Below are 10,698 nucleotides of genomic sequence, written 5' to 3'. Positions count from 1 at the left end.
CCTACACGAAGTTGGGGTATTTCTATCGGAGTATGCCACCCACCTTATGAGCTGTGGTGTGCACTCCTCACGTGTGATTCGCAATACGAAGCGGATTGGTATATCTCTTGGGTGCGAGGTTAAGATCAGTATTTTTCAGAAGAGCCTTATCATCTCTGTCCTTGATCTCAGGAGTCGGGAGCACTACAATGAGGTGTGTGAGATCTATCCTTATCCTATTAGTTTTGAGCACAATGCTCGTCTGAGTGCTCTTAGCTGGGAGACTTATGACCACCATCTCTCTTTCGCTGAGATCAAGGAGCGGTATGAGTCGATCATCAAGGCTCCGATGATTCATCCTCTCTTTGTGCTGCTGCTTGTGGGCTTTGCCAATGCCTCCTTCTGCCGGCTCTTTGGTGGGGATTGGGCCTCTATGGGGATTGTCTTTTCTTCGACTCTTTGTGGGATGTTGGTCAAGCAACAGATGAGCCAAAGGGGGGTGAATCATTATCTTACCTTTATCGTTTCGGCTTTTGTGGCTTCTCTATGTGCTTCTACGTCGGTGATATTTGATATCACTTCGGAGATTGCGATTGCTACAAGTGTTTTGTACTTGGTGCCTGGGGTCCCTTTGATCAATGGGGTAATTGATATTGTGGAGGGGCATGTGGCGATAGGGCTGAGCCGACTGGTGAGTGCGTGGTTATTGATTGGTAGCATAGCTATTGGTCTTTCTTTTACCATTTTGATAATGAAGGATAACTTGCTATGATAGCTCTGGATATTCTCTCGGATGGCTTTTTTGCAGCGATAGCGGCGATAGGGTTTGGGGCTATCTCAGATCCTCCGCTGAAGGCTTTTCGCCCGATTGCTATTTTAGCTGCCATAGGGCACGCCTGTCGCTTCTGCCTGATGACGTATGGTGGGGTGGAGATTGCAGCTGCTACGTTGGTTGCCTCTTTGCTCTGTGGATTTGGTAGCCTTTTACTGGGCAAACGGCGGCGGTTGCCTATGACTGTCTTGTATGTGCCGGCATTGCTGCCGATGGTGCCAGGTAAGTATGCGTATAATATGATCTTTGCCCAAATTATGTACTTGCATTCGATTGATGATCCTAGTGCTCGTGCTCTTTATATGGATACCTTTTTCTCTCAGTCGATGACGGCGATCACTGTGGTCTTTATGCTTGCGCTTGGTGCGATGATACCGATGCTCCTTTTCCCCAACTATGCCTATGCCCTGACTAGGTCTAATAAGCTCTCAAGATGAATACATTTTGGCACTCTATTGCGCGCTACAATGAAGCGACCTGGCTGTGGCAAGCCATTATTGTCTTTGTCGGTGTGGTGGTGACTCTATGGTTTGCTATTAGGCCGAGCAAGCGGACTACGTTGGTGGTGAAGCTCTATACAACGGTGCTTTACCTCTGGCTAGCGGTGGTATACTTCTATATCTACTGCTCGGAGAGGGCCTACAATGAGATTATGGCTCTATTCTGGCTGATCCTAGCTGTGGTATGGTGCTGGGATCTCTGTGTGAAGCATCGTAGTGAGGAGCGGGTGGAGCCACACAAGTCGTTGGGGTACCTCCTGCTCTTTACCCCTTTGCTCTATCCTCTGATCTCTATGGCCAGGGGGTTGCAATTCCCTACGATCACATCGCCGGTGATGCCCTGTACGGTGATGCTTTATACAATGGGGCTATTGCTCTTGCAGAGGGAGAGGGTCAATCTCTTTATTGTGCTACTCCTTTGCCATTGGTCGGTGATAGGACTTGCTAAGACGGCCTTCTTTAATATCCCTGAGGACCACTTGATGACTTGTGCTACTCTTCCTGCGGTTTATCTATTCTTTAAGGATTCATTTCAACTTGATTCGAGCCATAAGGGTAAGCCTGGGATGGTCTACATCAATGCTCTTCTGATCTCTATCTTTTGCGGTATCGCCATTATCCTACTCTGGAGTATGTATAGGCAGTTCTCCAGTGGTAGCTTTTTATAGGGTGAGGTGGGGCATAGTGATGAAGTGGGTGCGGGGGTAGTGGCGTGAGAGGTAGGTGCGGAGGTACTCTCGGCTATCGTCGGTGACGATCGGGTCGTAGGTAAGTCCTTCGTTGTAGACCACGAGTGGCACTTCTATCCCTCTGCTGGCAAGGGCTTCTAGGCTGAGGAGCGTGTGATTGATACTCCCTAGCTGTGCCGTGGTGATGAGGATGGTGGGGAGTTGCTCCGCCTCAATATACTCTATGGTGAGTAGCTCACGGGTGATCGGCACCATCAGTCCGCCAGCCCCTTCGAGCAAAATAGTTTGGTACTTCTCTAGTAGCTTCTTGGTAGAGGTGGTGGCGATAGAAATGTCTATGCTTTTCCCCTCTAGCTCGGCCGCGATGTGTGGGGAGGCTGGTTTGGTGAATAGGATAGGGTGGGTGGTGTGGTCCTGATCCTCAGGTAGCAGTGCTCGCCCTTCAATCTTTCGGTGAACCAAGATGTCGTCGCTCATCTCCACACAACCAGTCTGCACCAGTTTCTGTGTGATCACTTGCACTCCTTCCTCTAGAAGTTGACGGCTAATCCAGCCTGTGGCAACGGTTTTGCCAGCGTCGGTATCAATACCGGTCACGAAGTAGACCGGTGCGGTAAGTATTTCTGATAGTTTCATCATGATATTATTGTAGTTTTATTGTTGTGCTATGATAATAAGGGGGTGGTAGGTGAGCGAAAGGGGCTCTTCAGAAGTGAGCTGATGGGCTTGCCGTAGCTCCTCCTCCAATCGAAGAAGATGCCCACGGCTCCAAAGCCCTTGACGGGTGTGAGTAAAGGCATTGGTGCCAGTCGCTTTGAGGTGGCGAAGGAGTTCGAGGAGCGATGAGAACTGTAGCTCAATAGTGAGTGCCCTCTGCTCTACATCGCTGAAAGGGGTGAGTGCTGCTGCGTATTCGGCTGGTACTGGATAGTGGAGAGCGTTGGGCAAAATGGGTCGTAGCTCCGATAGATTTTCGGGTAAAAAGGTGGAGAGTGCCAGCGTGCCGCCAGGCGTGAGTGCGTTGTAGGCTTTTCGGATAAAGTCGAGGGGCTCCTGCCACCATTGTATGCAGCTACTGGAGGCGATGAGCTGATAGCCCTTGCCCCAATCCCATTGCTCGGCATCGCCTGTGACAAAGGCAAAGGGGCGGTGGGGGAGCTTTTCACCCACCCAATGCTCTGCTTCAGGTACGAGATCATTGAGCGTTAGCTCTGCTTGAGGGTAGTGGGTAGCGAGTTGCTCTGTGAGCAGCCCTGTTCCGCAACCGATCTCCAATATCCGTTGGGGTGGAGTGACCGCTTTCTCAGTAAGAAGTGCCATCATCTCTGTCACCACTCTCTGCTGAGGGGTAGCTGCTGCGTCGTAACTAGCAAAGGCGCTGCCGAAGCGGTTGGCAATCAATTGTCTATCTATGGTCATAATTGGATTAGCTCCTCCCAGCTTTGGTATTCTAAGAGAGGGTAGTGCCCAACCCCTTTGAGCTGTCGGCAAGGGACGCCATGCCGCTGCCAGTAGGCGAGTTGGTTGGCGGTGGGTACAATCAGGTCCCGCTCACTCACGATCGCTTCGCTCCATGCCAATTGTGGGAGCGTATCATCGGGTAGGTCCTTCACCTGCAGATAGGTGCCGTAGAGCTCCTCTCGCAGATCCTCCGTGGAGCGTGCTGCAAAGGAATTGAATACCGCCAATAGTTTCTTTCCCCCGCACATCCGTCGGTTGAAGCGGGCACGGTTATCATCATCTAGCCCCTCAAGTGTTCCCCTGAATATCTCATCGGGAATGCCGTATTGGTTGTGCATCGGCAGAGGGGTACCGTTGATCGCAATCGCCTTGGTGGGGGTGGGGAGGTGGGGTGCCAGCCTATCGAGTGCCCAGACACCCATACTCCATCCTACCATATAGACCTCTTTGTAATCAGATAGAGGAGGGATTGCCTCGGGCGAAAGGGTGCGGAAGTCGTAGGCGGTGAGGTAGTCGCACTCGGGGAGGGGAGTCAAGTGAGCCGCCACCTCGGGTGTGGTACCCCATCCAGTAAAGAATATGAGCAGACGGCGATTGCCTTGTTCTTTGGTTAGATCGAATTGCATAGGTTGGCCAATTGGATAATTTCGTCGGTGGTCATTGCTGCGGTGAGGGAGAGGCGAAGGCGTTCGCTCCCTTGTGGCACGGTGGGTCGGCGGATGGGACGGATATAAAATCCGTGGCGACAGAGTTGCTCTGCCGCTTTGGTCACCTGCTCCTCGCCAGGCACGATGAGAGGAATGATCTGTGAGGTAAACTCACGTCCCATCGCTTTGCCAAAAAGGGTTACCAGGTCTTTGAGATGCTGGCGACGGTCGTCCATCTCTTGAATGGCATGAAAAAGGAACCGGCTCCACGCTACATTGACCTCGGGGAGGGCGGTGGAGAAGATGAGGGAGCGGGCTTTGCTGACCAGCAGCTGGCGGAGGGTGTCGCTCTGAAGTGAGTAGGCACCGACAGAACCAAGGGCTTTGCCAAGTGTGCCTATAAGTAGGTCAATCTCTCTCGTTACCCCCATCTCGGCTGCAAGCCCTAGCCCTTTCGGACCAAAGAGACCTACAGCGTGTGCTTCGTCTACATATATATATAGGTGTGGGTACTCCTCCTTGAGTGCCACCAGTTCTTGGAGTGGGGCAATATCACCGTCCATGCTGAAGAGGCTCTCGGTGATGAGCCAAAGGGTGTCGAACTGATCGGCATAGCGACTCAGTATCTTGCGGAGATGCGAGAGGTCGTTGTGCCGATAACGCTGAAAGGGGGCTCCCGATAGCCGAAGCCCATCGATGATGCTGGCGTGTACCAGTTTGTCGGCAATGAAGAGGGTATTGGGGAGGGCGAGGACAGGAGGGATACCAGTATTGGCGTGGTAACCGCTATCCCATAGCAAGGCACTCTCCAGACCGTAGGCGTTGGCGAGTTCGCTCTCAAACTGCTGTGCAACAGGACTATTGCCAGTCAACAACCTCGAGGAGCCACTGGAGGGGTGCCGCCTTTTCCCCTCCTCCTCTATAAACCTCTGCCACAGCTGAGGCTCTGCCAAAAGACCGAGGTAGTCGTTGCTATTGAGATTGAGCAATTGACGTCCCCCCACATCAATGTACTTCCCCTTTACTTCTATGTCGGGAAGGGTGCGGTAGGTGCCTTCGCTCTGGCACTGATCTAAGGCTTGGCGGTATCTATCCATGGAGTACGTTGCGAAGTCCTTGGATAAGGTGTTGGAGCTCCTCATCAGTGATGGCGAGGAAGGGGGGCATTAGGTAAACCAATCGACCGAAGGGGCGTACCCAGATGCCTTCTTGAACAAACTTAGGGATTAGGGTACCCATATCTACCGGCTCCCGCATCTCTACCACTCCGATGGCACCTAAGACTCTTACCTCCTTCACGGAAGGTAGCAAGGCAAGCGGTGCTAGCCCCTCCTTCAATTGCCCCTCTATCTCTTTCACTCGCTTCTGCCACTCCTTGGAGAGAAGGAGTTCTACCGACCGTTTGGCCACCGCACATGCGAGGGGATTGCCCATAAAGGTAGGGCCGTGCATAAAGCACCCAGCTTCGCCTCCGCAGATGGTATCGGCGATCTGCTTGGTGGTGCAGGTGGCGGAGAGGGTCATGTAACCGCCGGTGAGGCTTTTGCCGATGGTGATGATATCGGGCTGGATGTTGGTGTGGTAGGTGGCTAGGAGTTCGCCTGTCCTTCCAAAGCCAGTGGCGATTTCGTCGAAGATCAGTAGGCAATGGTATTGGTCGGCCAAGGCACGTAGCTGATTAAGATACTCAGGGTGGTAGAAGTACATACCACCGGCTCCCTGTACGATCGGTTCAACGATGATCGCTGCCATCTCTTCGCCATGCTCCTCTAGGAGTTCCTTCATTAGAGCAAGGTCACTTTCGTCCCACGTACCACCGAAACGGCTCTTGGGCTGAGGGACGAAGTACTGCACTGGCAAGGTGCCTGCGAAGTAGCTGTGCATACTCGTAATGGGGTCGCAGACCGACATGGCGTGCCAAGTATCGCCGTGGTAGGCACTTCGGATGCCTACAAAGTGCCGACGCTTATGCTCTCCTAGCGATTGCTGGTATTGGATCGCCATCTTGAGGGCGACCTCAACTGCTACCGAACCGCTATCGGCATAGAATATCTGATCCATCCCTTTGGGTAGTATCTTCTCAATCAGTAGCTGGCTCAATTCTACCGCTGGGCGATGGGTAAAGCCGCCAAACATCACGTGCGACATCTGCTGTAGCTGGTCGGTGATCGCTTGATTGAGCTCGGGAACATTGTAGCCGTGGAGGGCAGCCCACCACGAACTCATACCGTCAATCAATTGGGTGCCATCCTCTAGGGTGATGGTACACCCCTTGGCACTCTTTACGGGATAAACCTTGAGGGGGTCAATGGTAGAGGTATAGGGGTGCCAGAGGTGGTCTCTATCCCATTGGAGTAGTTGCTCTGTAGTCATCTTCATGCTTCTATCTCCCAATTGGTGGGAGCTTTGGTGTCGTAGCCTGCGTTGGCGAATAGCTCCATATCACGCTCGGCAATGGAGGCGGTGGTGGTGAGCAGTCCGCCAGTGATGGCGGCGTTGATACCTATATATAGTGCTTTCTTTTGTACTTCGGTGCTAAGGAGTGCCCGTCCGCCACTGAAGCGGAGGTAAGCGGTTGGGTTCGCCAAACGGAAGATGCAGATGGCGAGTAGGATCTCGTCGGCAGAGAGGTGGGGCTGGTTCTGAAGTGGGGTGCCGGGCATCGGGTGGAGCACATTGATAGGGATGCTCTCGATGCCAAGGGAGGCGAGGAATAGGGCAAACTCTACTCGCTGAGCTCGGCTCTCGCCCATGCCGATGATGCCACCGCTACAACGTCGCATGCCAACTGCTTGGGCATTCTGTAGGGTCTCTATTTTCTCCGCCTGAGTATGTGTGGAGCAAAGGGTGGGGAAGTAGCTTGGAGCGCTCTCCATATTGCAGTGATAGGTGGTGCAGCCCGCCTCTCGAAGCGATTGCAGTGCCTCTTTCGTTGCCAATCCTAGGGAGGCACAAAGATGTAAGTGGCACTTTCGGTCTATCTCACGGTACATTTCGCAGTAGGTGGCTACCTCGTCACGAGTTGGCCGTTTGCCACTCGCCACAAGGCTGTACCGCTTGATGCCCACCTCTGCATTGTGCTTTGCGAGTGCCTGCACCTCCTCTGAGGGGAGCACAGGATAGCTCTCGCAATTGGTTTTGAAGTGACCACTCTGAGTGCACCAGTGGCAATCTTCGCTGCAGCGCCCGCTCTTTACATTGATAATGGAGCAGGTGTCAAATGCATCGCCACAAAGGGCACGTGTGATCTGGTGGCACGTCTCATAAAGTTCCTCACGGGGGGTCTCTTCGACTATCCGAAGTAGCTCCTCCTGTGAGGTAATTCGTTCTTCCCCGATAATTCTTTCCGCAATATTCATCTATTTATTCTATAAAAAGAGATGGGTGCCAAGGCTATATGTATGCCTTGGCACCCATCTTTGTATTGAGTGTCTAACTAGGTAGTGCAGCAATGGTGTCGGTAGTCGCCACCACCGTAATCAACGATAGAAGCGACTCCTCCCACGGGTCGGCACCCGACTCTTCGGCCTCCTTCTGCTCCCATAGCTCCAGCCATGAGGCATTGAGTAGGCGAAGGGTGGCGGAGGACTTTGGTGCGATCCGCTCCAGCACGTTGGTGCGGAGCTGACCGATATTCACCACATTCCCGACCGAGTGAAAGGCGGCAGCGGCACTCCTACTCCACCGATTGAAGTGGAGTACCCGCCTTACGTTTAGTCCTTTCTGCTTGTGCATTACCTACAGATTGGTTTTTACTTAGTAACTCTCTCCAGCCACTTCACCATAGAGAGCATGATACCCATAGAGATGAGGCAGACAGCAGCGAATACTGTCCAACCTACCCAGATTGGCCACTTATTGTACATCACTGGGCCGAGCCAGATCAGTAGGTTACCAAGGGCGGTAGCGGTGAGCCACAAGCCCTGGCAGAGACCTTGAAGGTGCTTAGGTGCCACTTTGGATACAAAGGATAGCCCTAGTGGAGAGATAAATAGCTCTGCCACGGTGAGGAAGAAATAAGTAACAATCAGTACCCAAGGACCTGCCTTCATCGCTGCCTGAGTCCCAGCATCCATAGCACGGAAGTCAGTACCAGATGGGTAGCCGTAGTGTACAGATACTGCGATCAAGAAGATATAGGCCAATGCCGCAATCAGCATACCATACACAATCTTCCGTGGTGTGGAGATACTCTTACCTTTTCGTGCCAATGCTCCAAAGATTGCCATAATAATAGGTGTGAGCACAATCACAAAGAAGGGGTTCACAGCCTGCCAAATCTCAGGTGGTATAGCGTCGGTCTTGATAAAGTCACGAGCGAAGATGGAGAGTGACTGACCATTTTGGTGGAATGAGAACCAGAAGAATACCGCTACTCCAAGCACTGCAAAGAGGGCATACATACGCTGCTTGATCTCGCTTGCCATCGCTGCTTTCTCCTCGGCAGTGTAACCTTGAGTCTCAACATGTACCTTCTTAGGTGGCTCTGGGAATAGACCACGAGTGGAGATAAAGATGATGAGAGAGATGAGCATTGCCACTACAGAAGCGATAAAGGAGTAGTGTACTCCAGTATTGAATACCTCAAGGTAGGTGTGGCAGAACTCTGGTGTAGGTACAGAACCACCTACCTCTACTGTCCACTTAGCTAGGTTGGCAGTCTCCTCTACTGTCATCGCAGCATTATTGAGGACCTTATGGCAAAGCTCAGGAAGACCCGCGTTATAAAGCAGACCATTACGACCTAGCCACCAGCTACGCAGTAGTGGTGCTACGAATGGAGCGATCAAACCACCGATGTTGATAAATACGTAGAATATCTGGAAGCCAGAGTCACGCTTTGTCTTGGCGATACGAAGTGCCTCAGGACCCTTCTTGGCAGCCTCTGCCTCAAGGTCGTCGTACATCTGACCTACAATCGCTTGGAGGTTACCCTTAAAGAGACCATTACCAAATGCGATCAGCAGAAGTGATACACAGGTAAATGGTAGGAGCCAGCTGATGTTGTCGGAGGTAGAGGTAATTGGAATGGAGAGGAGGATATATCCTAATGCCATCACAATAAGTCCTGCCATAATGACTCCCTTGTAGTTATTCTTGCGGTCGGCTAATACACCACCTACAAGGCTGAGTACGTAAATCAGGGCATAAAATACCGAGTAAATAACCCCACTCCACTGGTCGCTAATTCCAAACTTGGAGACCAGGAAGAGCAGGAGCACTGCATTCATAATGTAATACCCGAAGCGCTCACCCATATTGGAGAGGGCCGCTGGTATTAATCCTTTAGGATGATCTTTAAACATGTTGTGAAGTTTTTGTTTATCAGTGAATACTTAAGTTAATAATTATCTCGTTGTAAGGTTGTTATAGGTTGACTTCTTTGACCTCCTTCAGTCCGCCATTCATCGGGTAAAGCTCTACGGAGGTGGTGTGGCCTTTGGTATTGAAGAGCACCATATCGAGCGCCTCGAGGTTGCCCAGCTGTGCCACTGGCACCTCCTTACTCTCAAGCACCTGCCCTCGATAGGTGATGGTGGCACGCACCGTGCCAGGCACACAATAGACGATCCCCTTGGAGAGACGACGCTCTAGTCGCTTCTGCTCCTTCTCATCAAGGGGGGGTGCCTGCTCCACCACTTTTATCTCAAGGTAAATTGGTTCGCCACGAAGGTCCTCTGCCGGGAGTAGTCCCTCGCGAGTTGAGAAGCGAGCCACCACGTGGCGCCCCTCCTCCATTGCCGAAAGGTGGTCCGCAAGCTGTACGATTTCCTGCGACTGTCTCACCCCATTGAACTGTCGAGTGAAGGCTGCCTCCTCAGTATCTAGTCGCTTCACCGCTATCTCAAGGGCTTTGCCATCGGCAAAAGGTTGCTCCGACTCGCCACTCACTACTAGGTCACGACTCTCCCGAATGCGGTAGATGTTATCGGCCAATACCTTCGCCTTTGCGGCTGCTGTAGTGGCTTGGATATACTCTAGTGGAAACCTCACCTCAGGCAGCTCCGCCCATCTCAGTTCGTTGCTACGAGTGTCGAGAGGGGTAGGGAGGGTTACCTCCTCTTGCAGGTTGATTCCCACCAACACCCCATCCTCCGTCAGCGATACATTGGTGGCGGTGCTATTCTTTCGGAAGTCAATGGAGAAGCGTTGCTCCTCATCGGCCACTCCTCTTGCCCCCACCTCAATACTCTTGAGCTGGTATTTAAGTGCCGGCTCTAATACCGCATTGGTAGTGCCAAGATACCGCTCCGCATAGAGTGAAAGTTCCCCAGGGATCTCCTTCGTTACCTCCGACGTTACTTGCAGATAGAGAATGGTCTGCGGAAGAGCATAGACTACTCGATTATCGTTGAGCGCTCCCACACTGTATCGCTCCACCTTCTGTGCCGTAGCACAGCCGTAAGAGATGAGGAGTGCTACCAGCAGGTAGAGTAGCTTGTAAGTCTTATATTGTTTCATCTAGCTTTGCTTTGACCCTAATTTTAAGTTTACCGACAAATCTACTAAAAACTTTTGAGACCGCGTCGGTACTGCTCAGATTTAGGGGGCTTTATCAGAGGGGGGACTTTCTCGGACGAGTCGGACAG

Annotated in this window: 12 protein-coding genes; 3 read left to right on the top strand and 9 right to left on the bottom strand. The window is 52.1% G+C overall.

Going from position 1 to position 10,698, the window contains the following annotated elements:
• The 3 genes from QVO39_RS06060 to QVO39_RS06050 all read left to right on the top strand — a co-directional run.
• Nucleotides 1–751: threonine/serine exporter family protein (locus QVO39_RS06060; protein ID WP_288171844.1), on the top strand; the 751-nt coding region annotated here is incomplete at its 5' end.
• The gene (locus QVO39_RS06055; RefSeq protein WP_018028703.1) at nucleotides 748–1,248 is read left to right on the top strand and encodes a threonine/serine exporter family protein; all 501 of its coding nucleotides are present in this window, start codon (nucleotides 748–750) and stop codon (nucleotides 1,246–1,248) included. The genes QVO39_RS06060 and QVO39_RS06055, both read left to right, overlap by 4 nt.
• Nucleotides 1,245–1,979, top strand: coding sequence for a DUF6064 family protein (locus QVO39_RS06050; RefSeq protein ID WP_021903440.1), 735 nt, complete (start codon nucleotides 1,245–1,247; stop codon nucleotides 1,977–1,979). The genes QVO39_RS06055 and QVO39_RS06050 overlap by 4 nt, the downstream gene beginning before the upstream one ends.
• Here the strand turns inward: QVO39_RS06050 and bioD are convergent.
• The 9 genes from bioD to QVO39_RS06005 form a co-directional block, all read right to left on the bottom strand.
• On the bottom strand, nucleotides 1,974–2,639 hold the full coding sequence (bioD, locus tag QVO39_RS06045) for a dethiobiotin synthase (RefSeq protein ID WP_021903439.1): 666 nt from the start codon (nucleotides 2,637–2,639) through the stop codon (nucleotides 1,974–1,976). The genes QVO39_RS06050 and bioD overlap by 6 nt on opposite strands.
• Nucleotides 2,640–2,654: 15 nt before the next feature.
• Nucleotides 2,655–3,419 carry a malonyl-ACP O-methyltransferase BioC gene (gene bioC / locus QVO39_RS06040; protein WP_021903438.1) on the bottom strand — a complete coding sequence of 255 codons (765 nt, stop codon included), beginning with the start codon at nucleotides 3,417–3,419 and terminating at the stop codon, nucleotides 2,655–2,657.
• Nucleotides 3,416–4,087, bottom strand: a complete 672-nt coding sequence (locus tag QVO39_RS06035; RefSeq protein ID WP_021903437.1) for a DUF452 family protein — start codon at nucleotides 4,085–4,087, stop codon at nucleotides 3,416–3,418. The genes bioC and QVO39_RS06035 overlap by 4 nt, the downstream gene beginning before the upstream one ends.
• Nucleotides 4,072–5,205 (bottom strand): aminotransferase class I/II-fold pyridoxal phosphate-dependent enzyme, encoded by a 1,134-nt coding sequence (locus QVO39_RS06030; RefSeq protein WP_021903436.1) that lies wholly within the window; start codon nucleotides 5,203–5,205, stop codon nucleotides 4,072–4,074. The genes QVO39_RS06035 and QVO39_RS06030 overlap by 16 nt, the downstream gene beginning before the upstream one ends.
• Nucleotides 5,198–6,481 carry an adenosylmethionine--8-amino-7-oxononanoate transaminase gene (bioA, locus tag QVO39_RS06025; protein ID WP_288171845.1) on the bottom strand — a complete coding sequence of 428 codons (1,284 nt, stop codon included), beginning with the start codon at nucleotides 6,479–6,481 and terminating at the stop codon, nucleotides 5,198–5,200. The genes QVO39_RS06030 and bioA overlap by 8 nt, the downstream gene beginning before the upstream one ends.
• Nucleotides 6,482–6,483: 2 nt before the next feature.
• Nucleotides 6,484–7,467 (bottom strand): biotin synthase BioB, encoded by a 984-nt coding sequence (bioB, locus tag QVO39_RS06020; RefSeq protein WP_021903434.1) that lies wholly within the window; start codon nucleotides 7,465–7,467, stop codon nucleotides 6,484–6,486.
• A gap of 73 nt (nucleotides 7,468–7,540) precedes the next feature.
• Nucleotides 7,541–7,843, bottom strand: coding sequence for a hypothetical protein (locus QVO39_RS06015; RefSeq protein WP_018028711.1), 303 nt, complete (start codon nucleotides 7,841–7,843; stop codon nucleotides 7,541–7,543).
• Between the two features lie 17 nt (nucleotides 7,844–7,860).
• On the bottom strand, nucleotides 7,861–9,414 hold the full coding sequence (locus QVO39_RS06010) for a peptide MFS transporter (protein WP_021903433.1): 1,554 nt from the start codon (nucleotides 9,412–9,414) through the stop codon (nucleotides 7,861–7,863).
• A 61-nt stretch (nucleotides 9,415–9,475) separates the two neighbouring features.
• Nucleotides 9,476–10,570 (bottom strand): DUF4831 family protein, encoded by a 1,095-nt coding sequence (locus QVO39_RS06005; protein WP_021903432.1) that lies wholly within the window; start codon nucleotides 10,568–10,570, stop codon nucleotides 9,476–9,478.
• Nucleotides 10,571–10,698: the final 128 nt, after the last annotated feature.

This window comes from Porphyromonas sp. CAG:1061, assembly GCF_000435035.1.
Classification (GTDB): domain Bacteria; phylum Bacteroidota; class Bacteroidia; order Bacteroidales; family Porphyromonadaceae; genus Porphyromonas_A; species Porphyromonas_A somerae.
This window is presented reverse-complemented; position numbering and strand designations above follow the sequence as displayed.